Genomic DNA, 17,949 nt, shown 5'->3' on the forward strand with positions numbered 1-17,949 from the left:
GTTTCTTATGGTATGGAACCTGAACAAGAAGCCTTATCTATTGTTTCCTTCAAGGACTGAGAGGCCGCTTCCCCGTTAATAAATTGAATCCCAAATTATTTTAAAAACATCCGCAACATCTTCCTCTTAAACTTATTATACCTTTGATACCGCACCGGAAGATCCATCCAGGTCTTTTTATCCACAATACTCCTGTAATGTGTAAACTCATCGAATCCGGCTTTCCCGTGATATCCACCCATTCCGCTTTCACCGACACCGCCGAACGGCATGGCACTGGTAGCAAGATGAATGATGGTATCGTTGATACAGCCACCACCGAAGTGACAGCGGTCAAGGACTTTCTTCTGTGCCGCTTTATCTTCACTGAAAAAATACAGTGCCAGCGGATGCGGATGTGATTCCACGGTCTGAATGGCATCATCCAGTGATTCGTAAGTCAGGATCGGAAGGATTGGTCCGAAGATTTCCTCGCCCATGACAGCATCCTCCCATGTAACATTCTTCATCACAGTAGGTGCAATGCGTAAAATCTTGGCATCCGATTGTCCGCCGATCACTACTTTGGAAGAATCAATCAGCCCCTGCAGACGCTGGAAATGTTTCCGGTTGATGATCTTACCATAATTAGGATTCTCCAATGGATGTTTGCCGAACTGACGGCGGATCTCGGATTTGATCGCATCGGTCAACTGGTCACGGATCGCTTTATCACAGAGAATATAATCCGGTGCGACACAGGTCTGTCCGCAGTTTAAGTATTTACCAAAGACAATACGTCTTGCGGCAAGAGAAATTTTGGCCGTAGAGTCTACAATACATGGACTTTTACCGCCAAGTTCCAAAGTTACCGGTGTTAAATATTCGGCGGCGTGTCTTAAGACTTCACGTCCGACCGTCTTTCCGCCAGTGAAGAAGATCTTATCAAAACGCTGGTTTAAAAGCGCCTGGTTCTCGGCGCGCCCGCCGGTCACGACAGAGACATATTCATCTGCAAAGCATTCTTCGATGATCTCCTGCATCACACGGCTGGTAGATGGTGCATAAGCACTTGGCTTAACAACAGCGGTATTGCCGGCGGCCAGTGCATCGATCAGTGGTTCCAGTGTCAGCAGGACCGGATAATTCCATGGACTCATAATGAAAACATTTCCGTATGGGGAAGGAGAGCGGAAGCTTTTGGCTGCAAACTGTGCCAGCGGTGTCGGAACGACCGTTTCTTTTGTCAGTTTTTTTATGTGCTTCAGCATCCAGCTAAGTTCTGAAAGTGTGAGTCCTATCTCACACATATAACTTTCCGTCTCGCTTTTTCCAAGGTCGGCTTTTAAGGCAAGATTCAGATCCGGTTCGTGGCGGGTGATAGAATCTTTTAATTTCTGAAGTTGTTCTATTCGATAAGCTACAGGCAGAGTCTGGCCTGTCTGGAAAAATTTATGCTGCTTTTCCAGGATGTTCTGAATTTCTGTTTCTGTCATTTTCATTTACCTCCTGTACAAGATGATACATCTGTTCCAGTTTTGAAGGTCCCCATAAAACAGGTACCGGATAGAGCGGGTTCGCTTCTTTATCTGCATAGCAGGCCAGCTTCGGAATATCCTCGTTACGGATACCATCCAGTGTCTCCGGGATGTTCATAGAAAGATTCATGCTTCGGATATGCCGGATGAATTCTCCGGCAGCAACTGCGTCAAGGTCCGAATCAGAGATGCCGGTAAGACGCGCAAGTCTGGCCAGCTTTTTGTGTGCGGCAGTTCCATACGCTTCCAGTATGACCGGAAGGAGTACAGAATTGGCAAGTCCATGAGGAATTCCGTAACATCCACCGAGACTGTGGGCTACGGCATGCACATATCCGACATAACTTTTTGTAAAGGCAGTTCCGGCAAGATAAGAGGCACGGAGCATATGATGTCTTGCAGTTTTGTCATTTCCATTATTATAAGCGTTTTGCAGATTGTCGAAGATCAGTTGGATGGCTTCGACAGCTGCGCTGCGTGTCTGTCTGGTAGTAGAGCGTCCGATATAAGCTTCAATGGCATGGGTCAGTGCGTCCATACCGGTAGTTGCCGTAAGCTGTGGCGGAAGTCCGTAAGTGACGGATGGCTCCAGTACCGCATAGTCTGGAATCAGATTAAAATCGTTGATTGCATATTTGTGATGCGTATCGGCATCGGTGATCACAGCTGCAAGAGTGGTCTCACTTCCGGTTCCGGCAGTTGTCGGAACTGCAATCAGGAGCGGAAGTCTGTGCCAGATCTTTAAGATGCCTTCCATCTTAGAAAGAGACTTATGCGGGCGGGCAAGTCTTGCACCGACTGCTTTTGCACAGTCCATGGAAGAACCGCCGCCGAATGCAAGAAGTGCCTGACATTCATGGTCAAGATAAAGATCCTTCGCATCTTCTACGTTGGCAGAAGTTGGATTTGCAACTGTATCTTTATATATTGTACATGAAATCTGAGATTTTGAAAGCTGTTTTTCTAAAGGTTTTGTAAGTCCAAGCTTGTAGACACCCGGATCTGTGACGAGCAGGATGTGGGAAATGTGATGTTTTTTCAGTACGGCAGGGACATTTTTGAATCCATCGATTAATTCCGGTTCCCGGTAAGGAAGAAACGGAAGAGCAATTTTAAAACAAGTCTGAAAAATGCGACAGTATATTTTCTTAAAAGTATTCATGAGAAACCTCCATATAATATAAAAAATTGTGTGTTCAAAAGAATTGGAAAAATACAGTGTCATACTGCAAAATCCTGTGCTAGAATAAAACTGGGGGTAACACCCATGTCAAGAAAGAGAGTGAAAGATATGCAGAAAAAAGACGAATACTGCATCACTGCAGGTGAATTTGCAAAGATGTGCCAGACCACCAGAGATACACTCCGCTATTATGAGCGCCAGGGAATTCTGGTGCCGAAGAAGAATCCGGTCAACGGATATCATTATTATAGTTATGCACAGATCAGCTCCTATTATTTTATCCGAACATTCCGTGAACTGGACTGTTCGGTGGGAGATATTAAAGAATACCTGTTGGGCGGGGAAGAGGTAAGATTTGACGCTTTTGTGGATCAACAGTATGACAGACTGCTCATGATGAGAAGAGAACTGGACCGGAAGATCCACACGATTGCCGGAACGAGGAAGATTCTGGATCAGATCCGGATCGCAGATGTAGGGAAACCGGTGATCAGAAAAGTGGAACATTCTTTATATCTGATGCTGACAGAAGTCCGGTCGTCACCGGCGACTTCGTCCGGGGAGATAGCAGAAGATATACGCAGACATCTGAAATATTGTGAGATTCCGGATGTCCAGGCATTTCCAATGGGATCCGCAATTGGGAAAGAAGCATTTATGAAGGGAATATATTCGTATAAAAATGTGTTTAGTTTTGCGGATAAAAAGCAGAAAGTATATACAGAGATGAAGCCGGGGGAATATCTTGTGGCTGTATCGCGGGAAAGTGACGGAGATATCAGCAGAACTTACAGAAAGATGATGGAATTACTGCAGAAAGAGAAGAAAAAATGGAGTTCAGATATTTACATTCTCAGTATTGTCAATGTGATCGACCCAAACGAAGAACGGAAATATCTGAAATATATATTTGCAGCGGTCAGTGATTTATAGTATCATTTTCATCTTATCTTTCTCCATCTGCATCCAGTAATCTTTGCGCTCTTCAAATTCCTGAGAGATCCATTCCAGTGATTCATCCAGTCCTTCTCCGGTGAATGGAAAATCTTTCAAAGTCTTTACATCATCAGAAGTCTGTTCGAAGCACCATGGTTCCGGATACACCCATACGTGCAGAATGTCATTTTCTGCACGCATGAAGAAGCGCATGCCATGATGAGAACCGGAGAAAGGTTCTTTTTTTAATACTTTTGTATTGAGACCGATAACCTTGATCATAAGAAATCCTCCCTTGTTGTTCAGTCGGTATTCTCATCTTATCACAAAAAGAATGATTCATAAAGGCAGATTTCTAAAGGCAGATTCTTTTATTTCTGAGCCTCTTCTGCAAGTTTTTTGTAATAAAGAATCAGATCTGCAGCCTGCTGATAACTCAGATGAGTGGTGTCAATGGACAGGTTGTAGTATTTGGACTGTCCCCATTCTTCACCGGTGAATTCCTTGCGGAAAGTACTGCGTTTTTCATCAATTTCTTCAATCTTACGTTTGGCTTTTAAGCGGGAATTGATGTGGTCACGGGCCATGACTGCAGCAATCCGCTTGTCCATATCTGCATGAATGAATACACTGAAGGCATTGTCCTGTTCACGTGTAAGGTATCCGGCGCAGCGGCCAATGATGATGCACGGCTTCTCGGCGGCCAGTTCTTCTACGAGTTCAAAAGGAAATGGCTTCTTCTTAGGTCTGGAGTAGTTCATAGCGATAGAATACAGCAGACTGTTCATCGGCTGTTCTTCCAGATATTCTTCAACTTCCCCCTCAAATCCACGTTCTTTTGCAATTGCAATGAAACGTTCTTTATCATAGAATTCATACCCGGTACGTTTTGCAAGAATCTTTCCGATGGCATGTCCGCCACTTCCATATTCACGTCCGATACAGATAATTGTTTTTTCCATAATTGTTAACCTCCATTTATCTGATTCATAATACATTAATATAACTGATAGAAGATCGTTGCACCGATAACCGTCATAAGTCCCGAAACAGCGATAGAAAGACTGCTCATAGCACCTTCAATCTCTCCAAGCTCCATAGCTTTGGCCGTTCCCATGGCATGGGAAGCCGTTCCGATGGCGAGACCTGTGGCGATCGGATGCCTGATCCCGCACAGCCGGCAGATCACATCACCGAACATATTTCCGATGATTCCGGTAATGATGATAGCTGCAACGGTGATCGTAACGATTCCACCAAGCTCCTCAGAGATTCCCATTCCGATCGCTGTCGTGATAGACTTCGGAAGCAGGGTTGCATAGATCTTCTTATTCAGATGGAATAACATCGAGAAGACCCATACACCGGCCAGACTGGTGAATACACCGGAGAGAATACCGGCAAGGATAGCTTTCATATTCTTTTTCAACAGTCCCATCTGCTGATGCAGCGGAATTGCAAGGCAGACGGTAGAAGGTGTCAGCAGATAGCTGAGTAACGAAGAACCATCTTCATATATTTCATATTTAATATTGGTAACTTTCAAAATAATAATCACAAATACAATTGAGATCAGCAGTGGATTGCAGAGCGCAAGCTTTGTCTTTTGTCTGAGAATGATACCAATCTCATATCCGATCAGGCTGATTGCCAGACAGAAAAAAGCTGAATCCTGTAATAATTTACTCATGTTTTTTGTCCTCTTTCTTTAAGATAAACTGTGCAATACGTCCGCTTACGGCCATAACAAGGATGGTTGTAACGACGATAATAATACTGATCGGAATGATGACTGGCTTTAAAGCACCCCAGGAAACCATAAGTCCGACTCCGGCAGGGATAAAGAGCATTGGCATGATTTCAATCAGAAATCCTCCGGCTTCATTTACTGCATTGAGTGGAAGTATACCGGTCTGTAAACCGATCAGCATAAGAACGAGGCCGTAGATGCTGGCCGGAACCGGGAGCGGCAGTAATGCGTGCAACAGTTCTCCGACGAATGAGATCGCCAGGATGATCATAAATTGTCTTACAAACTTCATGTGTTCCTCCCTATATCTTGTGAATCATAAGATATCCACTTTACTTTGGTGAAATTGTCCTACCAATTATACCACTTCTGAAATAATATGCACGGAAAATCTTAGCGAAAATTGTATAAAATATAATACGTGTGATATGGCGCAGGAATTTAAACGGCATAAATGAGAAATATTATCTGAACAGTCGGAGGTATTAAGAAAATCTTCATAATTTATAAGAGGAAGTCTTTATATTTTTATAGTAAAATGAATCCATATTGTGAAAAGTCTGAAAAACGACAGAGAGGAGGAGTATGAGGAAAGTAATTGAAGTCAGGAATCTATACAAGCTGTACCGTGTTGGTGATGAGTTTGTACGCGCACTGGATGGTGTGGATTTTGAGATATATGAAGGAGAGTTTTGTGCAATTGTCGGAACATCCGGTTCCGGTAAATCTACACTTCTGAATATGCTGGCGGGGCTGGAAAAACCGACAAAGGGAGAGGTCATCATTGCGGGAAGGCATATTGAAAAGTTAAATGAAGAACAATTGGTGACATTCCGGCGGGATCATGTGGGATTCATCTTTCAGTCATTTCATCTGATGGGAACGTTGAATGCGGTGGAAAATGTAGCATTGCCGCTTAGCTTCCGCGGCGTTCCAAGAGATGTAAGAGTACGAAGAGCCAATGAGATGTTAGATCTGGTAAAACTTGGAAAGCATAAGAAGCATCTGCCGAACCAGATGTCGGGCGGACAGCAGCAGAGAGTGGGAGTTGCCAGGGCACTGGTAGTAGATCCGGATATTATATTTGCCGATGAGCCGACAGGAAATTTGGATTCCCATACATCGGAAGAAGTCATGGAACTGATGCAGCGGGTGGTCAGAGAGCAGAAGAAGACACTGGTCATGGTCACACATGATGATCATCTGGCAACTTATGCGGACAGGGTATTTCATATCCGGGACGGCAGGATCATTAAGATAGAAGATAACCGATGGAAAAAAGGAAAAGAAGAGGGAGGAAGACATGCAGAAACGAATACAGAAAGAGACAGGAAATAATTGCTTGAAAAGAATCATTGTTGCCTTTCTGGCAGTGATCATGATGACAACTATGCTGCATCCGCAGATGGTACAGGCTGCAACAGGAATTACGATCGAGTCAAAAGACAATAAGGTGCTGACGTATAAAGCGGGAGAAAAGAAGACATGGACATTTACTGTAACGAATCATTCGGGGAATCCGATGAATAATGTAACGGTAACACCGGATCTTGGAGATGACAATGATGTATGGCCATTCAAAACAGAGATGCAGAGTTACCAGCAGAACATTGGAACCCTGGAAAACGGAAAATCAAAAGATGTGGCGTTTGATTTTACTCAGAGAGAAGATGTTCAGACTTCACGCTATACTTTAAAGTTCAAGGTTACGGCAGACGGACAGGAAGAAGCAGAAAAGCAGTTCTATGTGAATACCACAGCAAAGCCGGTACAGAAAGACACACAGGATAATAAAGACAACAAAGATACAGATGACGGCAAGGATACAGGAAAAGGCAATGGAGCAGGCAGTGGTTCTGACACATCTTACCAGATACCGGATGCCGGCGGTTACAGTAACGGAGAAGCAGCTTACAGCGGAGGAGCCGGTGGAAGTACGGATGGAGGTGCAGCTTCGGGAAATGGTTCTGTTCCGCGTGTGATCGTAACCGGATTTACAACCGATCCGGCAGAAGTCCGTGCGGGCAGTAATTTCAAGTTAACGATCCATCTGAAAAATACATCCAGGATGAAAGTCAGCAATATGCTGTTCGATCTTTCAGCACCGACAGAAGGCAGCGATGAACAGACGACATCACCGGCATTCCTTCCATCATCCGGTGCAAGCTCCATCTATCTGGACAGCATTGCCCCGAATGGAACAGCCGATATCAGTATCGAACTGAATGCAAAATCAGATCTTCTTCAGAAGCCATACAGCATGGAACTTTCCATGAAATATGAAGATCCGAATGCTACGCAGGTAGAAGGATCGTCAAGTATCTCTATTCCGGTGAAGCAGGATGCAAGATTTGAAATCAGCGATTTTGAGATCAGTCCGCAGAGCGTTGCTGTCGGTGAAGAAGCAAATGTGATGTGTAGTCTTTATAATCTGGGACGGATCAAACTCTATAATGTAAAAGCTACATTTGAAGGAAAGAATATCAAAAAGTCGGAAGTATTTATCGGAAATATAGAATCCGGTGCAACCGGTTCGATTGATGCCATGCTGGAAGGAAAGAAAATATCGGATGGTCCGGCGAAGGTAACGATGACACTTAGTTATGAAGATGAATCGGGAAACATTTCAACAACCACGAAGGATCTGAATCTGGAAGTGACAGAAAAAGTGGAGGATGATGAGGCGGCAGCTTCCGATATGCCGGAGGAGACACAGAAAAGTTTTCCTGTAATTCCGGTTGTAATCGCAGCAGTGGTCATTGTAGTGGTGGCAGCAGTCGTAATACTTAAGAAGCGCAAAAAGAAACAGCTGGCAGAGATTGAAGAGGAGGAGTTATTGGATGAACTGGAACGATCTTCTGAGGATGAGCATCAATAGTCTGCGGAGAAGGAAACTCCGTACATTTCTGACGGTCCTTGGTGTGTTGATCGGTACAGCTTCGATTGTAGTGATGATCTCACTCGGACTTGGTATGCAGCAGTCCCTTTATAAGGAAGTGGAACAGTCGGGAGGTCTGACCAGTATCACTGTGACCGGATCGGACAACAGTGACGGTATGACGACAGAAAGTATGGGATCAGGACAGGAGACAGAAAAAAGGATAGATGACCAGTTGGTTGAAAAGATCAGTAAAATGGATCATGTGAAATTAGCTGCACCAATCTATGAGACTTCGGTGATCCTGCTGAAAGGCTCCTATATGGCGTATGTCCAGTTGCAAGGAATGACACCGGAAGGCCTGAAATCCCTAAATATGGATCTTGGAGATGGAACGCTTCCAAAGACCGGAACAGGACATCTGGAGCTGATATTCGGAAATGGCGTGATCACTGATTTTTATGAAACAGGAAGCGGCAACGGATATTATGATACCGGGAAAGTCCCGAATATCAATCTGATGAAAGATTCTCTTTTCATGATCACGGATACAGAGAATTACAATAGTGACAGCAGCGCAGCCTTTGGAGACAGTGCAGACAGAACAGCAGGTGCAGGGAGCCAGTCAGATTCCGGAACCGGACAGACAAAACCTGTCCAAAAATATGTAGTAAGGGCAAGCGGTGTGATAAATGGCGGCCTGGATGACTATTCCAATAATTATGACAGTGTATTTTGTGACCTGGAGACTTTAAAGCAGTTATTGCGGAAAGAATATGCAGGCAAAGTCATTCCGGGACAGCCGAAGACCAAAGCTGGAAAGGCGTTAAAAGGCTTCTATTATACGTCATTAAAAGTGAAAGCAGACGATATAGATCACGTGAATGAGGTCGCTGATGTAATCCGTAATATGGGATATAATGTTGAGACCAATGCGGAATATCTGGACAGTATGAAGAGTCAGTTCGCGATTGTACAGGCGGTGCTCGGAGGTATTGGTGCGGTGTCATTACTGGTAGCTGCAATCGGAATTGCAAATACGATGATGATGTCCATTTATGAACGGACAAAGGAAATCGGTGTGATGAAGGTACTTGGATGCAGTCTTAGGAATATCCGGGAAATGTTCCTGCTGGAAGCAGCGTTTATAGGTCTTCTCGGAGGAATTGCCGGAAATATTCTAAGCTTCGTAATGTCAGCAGCCATTAATATAATTGTTGGAAGCAGCGGTGCTATGTCGATGGGAACAGACAGCACAATATCTTATATTCCGTGGTGGCTTGTGCTGATGTCCATGGTATTTGCAGTGCTGGTCGGAGTGCTGGCCGGATATTTCCCGGCGAAACGGGCAATGAAGCTGAGCCCGCTTGCGGCGATCAGGAATGAATAAAACATAAGAAAGAAGTCAGGTAAGCCCTCAGTAAACGGTGGCCGCCTGACTTCTTTTTTATTATTTATGCATAGTTTATTCTTCAATAATATGAATCTCCAGATAGTCAAAATCAATGGAATCCACAAAGTTATCCTGATAGAATCTTGTCTTGTCATGTCTTTTGAATTCATCAATATTATGATCCAGCCAGATCGGTTTGCTGAGGTCGAACTCATAACAGATCGAGTCCAGAGCATTGAATATCTTATGCGTTCTGGTCTCATCCGTCTCATCGCAGATTACGGTGTCGCGCAGCATATGATTGTCTTTAAATTCTTTTCCCCATAAACGGAACATATGAAGTCCTCCTGTTCGTGTGTATATTTGGATTTTCAGATTGAAAATCTAAAGAATATTACAATTTGATATTCCAAGTATACAGGGAATCAAAAATAAAGTAAAGACGGGATTGCATGGAAAAAACAGTAAGGCAATAGTATAATAATGTATGTGTCAGACAATCAGAAAACATTAGATGAGGAGGAAGAGATACAATGAAAAGTTTAACGGATACATTTCAGTTGAGAAATAAAGTAGAAATTCCGTGTATCGGATATGGAACATGGAAGACACCGGATGGAGAGACTGCTTCCGTAAGTGTAAAAACTGCAATTGAACTGGGATATAGGCATATTGATACAGCGGCGGCATATGGAAATGAAACCAGTGTAGGAGAGGGAATCCGGGAAAGTGGAATTTCAAGGGAGCAGTTGTTTGTCACAAGCAAAGTATGGAATACGGAACGTGGTTATGAAAAGACACTTCATGCTTTTGAAAAAACATGTCAGGACCTGGGAACGGATTACCTGGATTTGTATCTGATACACTGGCCGGCTTCTGTGAATCAGTTTGAAAACTGGGAAGAGATAAATATTTCTACATGGAAAGCAATGATGGAGCTTTATAAAGAGGGCAGGATAAGAGCAATCGGAGTATCTAATTTTATGCCGCATCATCTGAAGGCTCTGATGGAGACAGAAATCATTCCAATGGTTGATCAAATTGAATTTCATCCGGGATGGATACAGAATGAAACTGTAAAATATTGTAAAGAGAATATGATACAGGTAGAAGCATGGAGTCCGCTGGGAAACGGACGGGTATTAAATCATCCAAATTTACAGCAGATTGCACAGAAATACGGAAAAACAATTGCACAAATATGTATTCGCTGGTGTCTGCAGCATCAGGTGCTGCCATTATCGAAATCGGTAACACCATCCCGGATAAAAGAAAATTCAGAAGTCTTTGATTTTTCATTATTACCGGAGGATATGGAACAGATAGACAAAATAGAGAACTTCGGGAACTCTGGTTCACATCCGGATAAGATTAATTTTTGACAGAAACAAAACAATTCTTGTTTTTCCTGTAGCTGTATGATACACTCGTGACATGTGACAAGACACATGTAAATGCAAACAAAATATCTGTAAATCAGCACTGATCGACAAAAAATAGCAGATATGGAAGGACGAGGAGAACGTTATATGGAAAAAGTAAAGAAAGTATTAGACCGCATCTTCATCGAAGGCTTAAGCGCCATGGCGCACGGTCTGTTCGCAACACTGATCATCGGCACGATCATCCAGCAGATCGGAACATTTATGGGCGGAAATATCGGAGAGATGATCTTCATTGCAGGCAAGCTTGCAGCAGCCCTTACCGGAGCCGGTATTGGTGTGGCAGTAGCCTATAAGTTTAAGGAAGCACCGTTGGTAGTGGTGTCGGCAGCAACGGCCGGAATGGCAGGTGCATTTGCAAGCAGTATCCTGGCCGGAAAGGTATTCGTAGACGGAGCTATGGTATTTGCCGGACCGGGAGAGCCGCTGGGAGCGTTCATTGCTGCCTATGTGGGAATCTTCTTCGGACATATGGTATCCGGTAAGACGAAGGTGGATATTCTGGTGACTCCGGTCGTGACGATCGGAAGTGGATGTCTGGTGGGATTCCTGATCGGACCTCCAATCTCGGGATTCATGAGCTGGCTTGGTTCACTGATCAATTGGGGAACAGAGCAGCAGCCGTTTTTAATGGGGATTATTGTATCGGTACTGATGGGAATGATCCTGACACTGCCAATTAGTTCGGCAGCACTTGGTGTGATCCTGAATCTGTCCGGTCTGGCAGCAGGAGCCGCAACAGTAGGATGCTGCTGTAATATGGTAGGATTTGCCGTGGCAAGTTACCGTGAGAACAAAGTCGGGGGACTTCTGGCACAGGGGATCGGCACTTCCATGTTACAGGTTCCGAATATTGTGAAGAAACCGGTAATCTGGCTTCCGGCAATTATATCGAGCGCAATTCTCGGACCGGTAGGAACAATGGTGCTTCATATGACGAATAATGCGACCGGTTCCGGTATGGGGACAGCAGGTCTGGTGGGACAGATCATGACGTGGCAGACGATGATCCAGACAGAGTCCGCACAGATGGTTCTGATCAAAATATTACTGATCCAGATCGTACTTCCGGCAGTCGTGACACTTGGTATTTCGGAATTCATGAGAAAGAAAGACTGGATTAAGACCGGAGATATGAAACTGGAATTTTAGAGAAACTACCTGTATTTACATTTTCGGTGTAAACGATTATAATGTCCTGTAGAATGAATGTGAGTTCAGATTTTACAGAGATATTTAGGAGAAAGCAGGTAGAAAGTTATGATGGGCACTGGAAGAATTCATATGTATTACGGAGATGGCAAGGGAAAGACAACAGCAGCAGTCGGACAGGCAGTCAGAGCCGCCGGAGCCGGACTTCAGGTGCTCTTCTTTCAGTTCCTGAAAGATAATTCTTCAAATGAGAGAAAGATTCTGGAATCTGTACCCGGGATCACTTGCCTTCCGGGGCGTGATCAGGTAAAGTTTGTAAGCCGGATGAACGGAGATGAGAAAGCGGAACTCCGCCATTATAATAATAAAGCGTTGGATGAGATCGTAAAGTTCTGTACGAATTTTGATGTGCTAGTGTTGGATGAATCGCTGTGTGCGATCCATCTGAATGTCTTAAGTGAAGAGAAGATCAGAAGTTTTCTGGAACATAAGCCGCGCGGACTGGAGATTATTATGACAGGGCATGAGGTATCGCAGGACCTTCTGGATCTGGCAGATTATGCGACGATGATGATGAAGGTAAAGCATCCGTATGACCGTAAGGTGCAGGCGAGGGAAGGAATTGAATTTTAAAAAATGAATGGAGAGAGGCTGTCTGAGGATAGCTTCTTTTTGTTTTACATATGTATAATCTTTCTAAAATAAATGTGAAAAATAAGACATATTAGCAGTACTTATGGTATAATATTAACAGTGCTGGTTTAACTCTTCGTTAAGAGAGGAGAGAGAACATTTATATGGAAAATACGATGAAGAACTATGAGGATGTCGACAGTTGGAAGACGATCATGTTCCTGTATAATTCAGCGTTGAAAGAAGTGGGGACAAAGCTGGAGATACTGAATGATGAATTTCAACATGTGCATAAATACAATCCGATCGAACATATCAAGACAAGAATTAAGACACCGGAAAGTATTGTAAAGAAGTTACGCAGGTATGGTTACGAGATATCAATTGAGAACATGGTAAAATATATCAATGATATTGCAGGGGTACGCCTGATCTGTTCCTTTACGTCGGATATTTACCGGCTGGCAGAGATGATCGGCAATCAGAGTGATCTGAAAGTATTGTCGATCAAAGACTATATTAAGAATCCAAAAGAAAGTGGATATAAGAGCTATCATATGCTGGTATCTGTACCGATATTTCTTTCTGACAGCGTTGTAGATACCAAGGTAGAGATTCAGATCCGTACGATCGCGATGGATTTCTGGGCAAGTCTGGAACATAAGATCTATTATAAATTCGAAGGAGATGCTCCGGAGTATATCAGCAGGGATCTGAGAGAATGTGCAGAGATGGTATCAACGCTGGATGAAAAGATGCTGTCTTTGAATGAAGCAATCAAAGAATGTCTGGAGAAACAGGAAGAGTTAAATGTAAGTACAAAGACAAAAGAGACGAACAGGCAGGATCAACGGGTTCTGCAGGGCCTGGATTAATATCTGGGCCTTTTATATAGAATTTATCTATAAGGGAATGGTTATATTAAGATTCTCTATTTGAAACCCGGAGCGGTTATTTATATAATGAGGAGTGAGAGAAAAGCTTGTAATATAAAGGAAGATCAAAGGAGCCGGGAAACATGTTTATAGATACACATATGCACGAAATGACCTGTTCAAAAGACAGTTTCTTAAAATTAGAACAGATGGTGGAAATTGCCAGGGAGAAAGGTCTTGGCGCAATCTGCATCACAGACCATGATGATATGGGACTGAAAGAATATGCGGAAGAATATGCGGAAAAAACCGGATTTCCGATCTTTGTCGGGATTGAGTTTTTTTCTTTGCAGGGAGACATCATCGCATTTGGAATTGAGGAATATCCGGATGAAAGGATTCTGGCCCAGGAGTTTATAGATCTTGTAAAGAGTCAGGGAGGCTTCTGCTTTGCGGCACATCCATTCCGGAATAATAACAGAGGTCTGGAAGAGAACTTAAGGACAGTAAGAGGTCTGGACGGTCTGGAAGTCCTGAATGGAAGTACTTCTGTAGCAGCGTGCCAGAAGGCAGCAAGATATGCACAGGAACTTGGACTTTGTACGATGGGATCCAGTGACTGTCATGTTCCGGAGAAAGTCGGCGTCTGTGCGACCTGGTTCCCGGAAGAAATAAGGACAATGGAAGAGTTTATGAAAGCTCTGAAAAAAGGTGGTATGAAACCGGCATATTATGAAGATGGATCATACCATATACTTGAGGTACAAGAGTATGGGAATGGCTATCCGGAGATAGGATTTTAAGGATAGACGTTTTCAGGCTTTTATATAATTTATATATTTACCTTTTCCATAAATAATGATAGAATATTTCTATATGTATTGATTGTGGGAATGGTGATGGAAAGGTGGAATCATTATGATTACAGTTAATGCTATGGGGGATAATTGTCCAATCCCGGTTATTAAGACCAAAAAGGCAATAGCTGCACTGACCGGACCGGAGACAATTGAAGTTCTGGTTGACAATGAGATCGCAGTGCAGAACGTAACAAAGATGGCATCAGGTTCAGGAGGAAAAGTTACTTCTGAGAAGCTTGGGGATGCCGAGTTTAAAGTTACGATTGAAATGGAAGGAGCACCGGCAGCAGACGAAGCAGAAGCAGTATGCGTACCGGATGCAAGAGACAATACAGTTGTTGTTGTATCATCTGACCGTATGGGATCTGGAAATGATGAATTAGGTAAAGTACTGATCAAAGGATTTATCTTTGCAGTGACACAGCTTGATACTCTGCCAAAGACAATGCTTTTCTATAATGGAGGAGCAACCTTGACAACAGAAGATTCGGACTCTCTGGAAGATCTGAAATCACTGGAAGCACAGGGAGTAGAGATCATGACATGTGGAACCTGTCTGGATTACTATGGCCTGAAAGACAAACTTGCAGTTGGTACAGTTACGAATATGTACAGCATTGTGGAGACAATGGCAAAAGCAGGAAGAATCGTCAGACCATCATAAATTTACTTACATATCTGGATAAAAGCCGGATTCCTGAAGAAAGATACAGGAGTTCCGGCTTTCTTATACTATCATGTATGTATAATGAATACAAAAATCCGGGCGTGTCAGAGAGATAAATGGATTGTCTCGGGAAAAAGGTATGAAAAACAGGAGGAGTAATAAGAATGAAATCAGATGTAAAATTAACGAGTTTAAGCAAAACCGCAGGTTGAGCGGCCAAGATTGGTCCGGAGACCCTTGCTCAGGTTCTGAGTAAGCTGCCAAAATTTGAGGATGACAATTTAATAGTAGGAATCGAGACTTCCGATGATGCTGCCATCTACAAAGTGACAGATGATATTGCGATGATTCAGACGGTTGATTTCTTTACTCCGATCGTAGATGATCCATATATGTTCGGACAGATCGCCGCGGCCAACTCGCTCAGTGATGTGTGGGCGATGGGAGGAGAGCCGGCAGTAGCATTGAACATCGTAGGTTTCCCGAACTGCCTGGATCCGGCGATCCTTGGCGATATTCTTGCGGGAGGTGCAGATAAGGTAAAAGAAGCAGGTGCGGTATTAGTCGGCGGTCATTCAGTACAGGATGATGAGCCAAAATACGGTCTCTGCGTATCCGGATTTGTTCACCCGGATAAGATCTTTAAGAATTATGGCTGCAGACCTGGCGATATATTGATTCTTACAAAACAGATCGGAAGTGGTATCGTGAATACTGCAATCAAAGCAGAGATGGCATCGCCATCGGCAATCCGCGAGGCACAGACGGTTATGGCATCCTTGAATAAGACAGGCAAGCAGGTTGTAGAGAAGTATGATGTTTCCGCATGTACGGATATTACAGGTTTTGGACTGCTTGGACACTGTGTTGAGATGGCATCCGCAAGTGATGTGACATTTGAACTCAGCGTTACCGACATTGCATATCTTCAGGATGCATATGATTATGCGAAGATGGGACTGGTTCCGGCAGGTGCCTATAAGAACAAGAGATATTCGATTGATAAGGTGGAAGTAGGATCGGTGAATGAGACATATTTAGATCTTCTTTGTGATCCACAGACTTCCGGCGGACTTCTCATCAGTGTATCACCAAAAGAATATGAGAATATGATGAGAGATTTTAAAACATCAGGACTGGATACAACCGTTTCCGTAATCGGAACAGTTGCGCCAAAGAGTGATAAGCTGATCCGGTTATTCTAAAATTAATATTTGAAAAGAATGACAGAATGGAGAAGTATAATGAATAAGAATTTATTGTATCGGAGTATTCCGAAGGTGGATATTCTTCTTGCAGACGAAGGGATAAAAGTATTGATTGAGACATACAGCCGTGAAAGCGTCATGGAAGCAATCCACAGTGAGATGGAAAAACTCCGTGCATTTATCGGAGTGTGCGAAGAGGAAGAAAAAGCAAAGCAGCAGATTGCTCTTCTGAATGAAAATATCGCAAAAGCCGTATCTGCAATGCATACACCGAATATGAAGAAAGTGATCAATGGAACGGGAACCATCCTGCATACGAATCTTGGCCGTGCCCCGATAAGCTTCGAGCATATGATGAGGGCAGCTGAGATCGTCAGTGGATATTCGAACCTGGAATATAATCTGGAAGCAGGAAGAAGAGGAGAGCGGTATTCACATTTTGAAAAATTACTGTGTAAGTTAACCGGTGCAGAAGCTGCCATGGCGGTCAATAATAATGCATCTTCCGTGCTTTTGATCTTAAGTTCCCTGGCAAAAGGCGGGGAAGTGATTGTTTCCAGAGGGGAACTGATCGAGATCGGCGGAAAGTTCCGTATTCCGGATGTAATGGAACAGAGCGGTGCAAATCTTGTCGAAGTCGGAACGACGAATAAGACGCATTATGAAGATTACGAAGAGGCAATTACAGAAGAGACAAAGGCACTTCTGAAGGTGCACACCAGCAATTACCGGATTGTCGGATTTACAGAAAGTGTGGGAATTGACGAACTGGTACCGATTGCAAAGGAACATGGGATTCCAGTAGTAGAAGATCTTGGAAGCGGTGTGTTGATCAATTTGGAAAAATATGGACTGACGCATGAGCCTACTGTACAGGAATCCATTGCACATGGTGCTGATGTGGTGTGTTTCAGTGGTGACAAACTGCTGGGCGGTCCACAGGCCGGAATTATCATTGGTAAGAAGAAATATATTGATATGATGAAGAAGAACCAGCTGACCCGTGCACTCCGTATTGATAAATTTACGGCGGCGGCACTGGAGATGGTTCTGATGGAGTATCTGTCAGAAGAGACAGCCGTACAGAATATTCCTGTTCTGCGGATGATCGCAATGCCGCTTGATGAGATTGAAAAAGAAGCGGGATATTTTGCTAGAATCTTACGCCGTACAGGAATGGATGCAAAGATACAGGTCGTGTCTTGTGAATCACAGATCGGTGGAGGATCCCTTCCGCTTGAAAGGATGGAAAGCCGCGCCGTATCCATCCAGCCAAATGGTATGAGTGTAGCTGAGATGGAAGAAAAGATGCGGCATCTGGAGATCCCGATTATTCCAAGAACAGTCAATGACAGTATTTGTCTGGATGTCAGAACGATCGAACGCAAGGATTATAAGATGATCGCATCAGAACTGACGGAATTACTTGGACAGAAAGAAAAAGAAGAACGGTAG

The 17,949-nt window shown here is 43.6% G+C and carries 19 protein-coding genes; 12 read left to right on the forward strand and 7 right to left on the reverse strand.

Annotated features, from left to right (window positions below; all coding sequences use genetic code 11):
- Positions 1-95: 95 nt before the first annotated feature.
- A complete protein-coding gene (locus GT508_RS04845; protein WP_161143687.1) occupies positions 96-1,475 on the reverse strand; it encodes an aldehyde dehydrogenase in 1,380 nt (459 codons plus the stop codon).
- The gene (locus GT508_RS04850; protein WP_161143688.1) at positions 1,432-2,679 is read right to left on the reverse strand and encodes an iron-containing alcohol dehydrogenase; all 1,248 of its coding nucleotides are present in this window, start codon (positions 2,677-2,679) and stop codon (positions 1,432-1,434) included. The genes GT508_RS04845 and GT508_RS04850 overlap by 44 nt, the downstream gene beginning before the upstream one ends.
- 105 nt (positions 2,680-2,784) lie before the next feature.
- On the opposite strand from GT508_RS04850, the gene GT508_RS04855 reads away from it, so the two are divergent.
- Positions 2,785-3,633: a MerR family transcriptional regulator gene (locus GT508_RS04855; protein WP_161143689.1), complete on the forward strand. Its 849-nt coding sequence runs from the start codon at positions 2,785-2,787 to the stop codon at positions 3,631-3,633.
- On the opposite strand, the gene GT508_RS04860 is transcribed toward GT508_RS04855, so the two are convergent.
- The 4 genes from GT508_RS04860 to GT508_RS04875 all read right to left on the reverse strand — a co-directional run bounded on the left by GT508_RS04860 (position 3,628) and on the right by GT508_RS04875 (position 5,678).
- Positions 3,628-3,918, reverse strand: coding sequence for a hypothetical protein (locus tag GT508_RS04860; RefSeq protein WP_028088492.1), 291 nt, complete (start codon positions 3,916-3,918; stop codon positions 3,628-3,630). The two genes, GT508_RS04855 and GT508_RS04860, sit on opposite strands and share 6 nt — an antisense overlap.
- A gap of 89 nt (positions 3,919-4,007) precedes the next feature.
- Positions 4,008-4,598, reverse strand: a complete 591-nt coding sequence (locus GT508_RS04865) for a cytidylate kinase-like family protein (protein ID WP_055283662.1) — start codon at positions 4,596-4,598, stop codon at positions 4,008-4,010.
- A gap of 35 nt (positions 4,599-4,633) precedes the next feature.
- On the reverse strand, positions 4,634-5,326 hold the full coding sequence (locus tag GT508_RS04870) for an LrgB family protein (protein ID WP_161143690.1): 693 nt from the start codon (positions 5,324-5,326) through the stop codon (positions 4,634-4,636).
- Positions 5,319-5,678, reverse strand: coding sequence for a CidA/LrgA family protein (locus GT508_RS04875; protein ID WP_006426152.1), 360 nt, complete (start codon positions 5,676-5,678; stop codon positions 5,319-5,321). The genes GT508_RS04870 and GT508_RS04875 overlap by 8 nt, the downstream gene beginning before the upstream one ends.
- A gap of 293 nt (positions 5,679-5,971) precedes the next feature.
- Between GT508_RS04875 and GT508_RS04880 the strand changes: the two genes are divergently transcribed.
- Genes GT508_RS04880 through GT508_RS04890 form a run of 3 tightly spaced genes read left to right on the forward strand, consistent with a single transcriptional unit; the run spans position 5,972 to position 9,654 of the window.
- Positions 5,972-6,724: an ABC transporter ATP-binding protein gene (locus GT508_RS04880; RefSeq protein ID WP_161143691.1), complete on the forward strand. Its 753-nt coding sequence runs from the start codon at positions 5,972-5,974 to the stop codon at positions 6,722-6,724.
- Complete coding sequence (locus GT508_RS04885) at positions 6,690-8,264, forward strand: COG1361 S-layer family protein (protein ID WP_161143692.1); 1,575 nt, start codon at positions 6,690-6,692, stop codon at positions 8,262-8,264. The genes GT508_RS04880 and GT508_RS04885 overlap by 35 nt, the downstream gene beginning before the upstream one ends.
- On the forward strand, positions 8,227-9,654 hold the full coding sequence (locus tag GT508_RS04890; protein WP_161143693.1) for an ABC transporter permease: 1,428 nt from the start codon (positions 8,227-8,229) through the stop codon (positions 9,652-9,654). Before GT508_RS04885 ends, GT508_RS04890 begins: the two co-directional genes overlap by 38 nt.
- A 75-nt stretch (positions 9,655-9,729) precedes the next feature.
- Here GT508_RS04890 and GT508_RS04895 read toward each other — a convergent pair whose 3' ends face one another.
- A complete protein-coding gene (locus GT508_RS04895) occupies positions 9,730-9,993 on the reverse strand; it encodes a hypothetical protein (protein ID WP_022416470.1) in 264 nt (87 codons plus the stop codon).
- A gap of 197 nt (positions 9,994-10,190) precedes the next feature.
- On the opposite strand from GT508_RS04895, the gene GT508_RS04900 reads away from it, so the two are divergent.
- The 8 genes from GT508_RS04900 to selA all read left to right on the forward strand — a co-directional run bounded on the left by GT508_RS04900 (position 10,191) and on the right by selA (position 17,949).
- A complete protein-coding gene (locus GT508_RS04900; RefSeq protein WP_161143694.1) occupies positions 10,191-11,039 on the forward strand; it encodes an aldo/keto reductase in 849 nt (282 codons plus the stop codon).
- A gap of 147 nt (positions 11,040-11,186) precedes the next feature.
- Positions 11,187-12,251, forward strand: a complete 1,065-nt coding sequence (locus GT508_RS04905; protein ID WP_118309561.1) for a PTS transporter subunit IIC — start codon at positions 11,187-11,189, stop codon at positions 12,249-12,251.
- Positions 12,252-12,359: 108 nt separating this feature from the next.
- On the forward strand, positions 12,360-12,884 hold the full coding sequence (locus GT508_RS04910; RefSeq protein WP_028088485.1) for a cob(I)yrinic acid a,c-diamide adenosyltransferase: 525 nt from the start codon (positions 12,360-12,362) through the stop codon (positions 12,882-12,884).
- A gap of 164 nt (positions 12,885-13,048) precedes the next feature.
- Positions 13,049-13,759 (forward strand): GTP pyrophosphokinase, encoded by a 711-nt coding sequence (locus GT508_RS04915; RefSeq protein ID WP_118224693.1) that lies wholly within the window; start codon positions 13,049-13,051, stop codon positions 13,757-13,759.
- Between the two features lie 143 nt (positions 13,760-13,902).
- A complete protein-coding gene (locus tag GT508_RS04920) occupies positions 13,903-14,562 on the forward strand; it encodes a PHP domain-containing protein (protein ID WP_161143695.1) in 660 nt (219 codons plus the stop codon).
- A 115-nt stretch (positions 14,563-14,677) separates the two neighbouring features.
- Positions 14,678-15,283, forward strand: coding sequence for a sulfurtransferase-like selenium metabolism protein YedF (gene yedF, locus GT508_RS04925; protein ID WP_028088482.1), 606 nt, complete (start codon positions 14,678-14,680; stop codon positions 15,281-15,283).
- Positions 15,284-15,450: 167 nt separating this feature from the next.
- Positions 15,451-16,491 (forward strand): selenide, water dikinase SelD, encoded by a 1,041-nt coding sequence (gene selD / locus GT508_RS04930; RefSeq protein ID WP_173791848.1) that lies wholly within the window; start codon positions 15,451-15,453, stop codon positions 16,489-16,491.
- Between the two features lie 39 nt (positions 16,492-16,530).
- Positions 16,531-17,949 carry an L-seryl-tRNA(Sec) selenium transferase gene (gene selA / locus GT508_RS04935; RefSeq protein ID WP_161143696.1) on the forward strand — a complete coding sequence of 473 codons (1,419 nt, stop codon included), beginning with the start codon at positions 16,531-16,533 and terminating at the stop codon, positions 17,947-17,949.

The sequence above is a fragment of the Dorea sp. BIOML-A1 genome, from assembly GCF_009875615.1.
Taxonomy (GTDB): Bacteria; Bacillota; Clostridia; order Lachnospirales; family Lachnospiraceae; genus Dorea_A; species Dorea_A amylophila.

Coding starts and splice junctions, on each gene's coding strand:
- GT508_RS04845 (WP_161143687.1), bottom strand. CDS start 1,475: ATGACAGAAACAGAAATTCAGAACATCCTGGAAAAGCAGCATAAATTT.
- GT508_RS04850 (WP_161143688.1), bottom strand. CDS start 2,679: ATGAATACTTTTAAGAAAATATACTGTCGCATTTTTCAGACTTGTTTT.
- GT508_RS04855 (WP_161143689.1), top strand. CDS start 2,785: ATGTCAAGAAAGAGAGTGAAAGATATGCAGAAAAAAGACGAATACTGC.
- GT508_RS04860 (WP_028088492.1), bottom strand. CDS start 3,918: ATGATCAAGGTTATCGGTCTCAATACAAAAGTATTAAAAAAAGAACCT.
- GT508_RS04865 (WP_055283662.1), bottom strand. CDS start 4,598: ATGGAAAAAACAATTATCTGTATCGGACGTGAATATGGAAGTGGCGGA.
- GT508_RS04870 (WP_161143690.1), bottom strand. CDS start 5,326: ATGAGTAAATTATTACAGGATTCAGCTTTTTTCTGTCTGGCAATCAGC.
- GT508_RS04875 (WP_006426152.1), bottom strand. CDS start 5,678: ATGAAGTTTGTAAGACAATTTATGATCATCCTGGCGATCTCATTCGTC.
- GT508_RS04880 (WP_161143691.1), top strand. CDS start 5,972: ATGAGGAAAGTAATTGAAGTCAGGAATCTATACAAGCTGTACCGTGTT.
- GT508_RS04885 (WP_161143692.1), top strand. CDS start 6,690: ATGCAGAAACGAATACAGAAAGAGACAGGAAATAATTGCTTGAAAAGA.
- GT508_RS04890 (WP_161143693.1), top strand. CDS start 8,227: ATGAACTGGAACGATCTTCTGAGGATGAGCATCAATAGTCTGCGGAGA.
- GT508_RS04895 (WP_022416470.1), bottom strand. CDS start 9,993: ATGTTCCGTTTATGGGGAAAAGAATTTAAAGACAATCATATGCTGCGC.
- GT508_RS04900 (WP_161143694.1), top strand. CDS start 10,191: ATGAAAAGTTTAACGGATACATTTCAGTTGAGAAATAAAGTAGAAATT.
- GT508_RS04905 (WP_118309561.1), top strand. CDS start 11,187: ATGGAAAAAGTAAAGAAAGTATTAGACCGCATCTTCATCGAAGGCTTA.
- GT508_RS04910 (WP_028088485.1), top strand. CDS start 12,360: ATGATGGGCACTGGAAGAATTCATATGTATTACGGAGATGGCAAGGGA.
- GT508_RS04915 (WP_118224693.1), top strand. CDS start 13,049: ATGGAAAATACGATGAAGAACTATGAGGATGTCGACAGTTGGAAGACG.
- GT508_RS04920 (WP_161143695.1), top strand. CDS start 13,903: ATGTTTATAGATACACATATGCACGAAATGACCTGTTCAAAAGACAGT.
- yedF (WP_028088482.1), top strand. CDS start 14,678: ATGATTACAGTTAATGCTATGGGGGATAATTGTCCAATCCCGGTTATT.
- selA (WP_161143696.1), top strand. CDS start 16,531: ATGAATAAGAATTTATTGTATCGGAGTATTCCGAAGGTGGATATTCTT.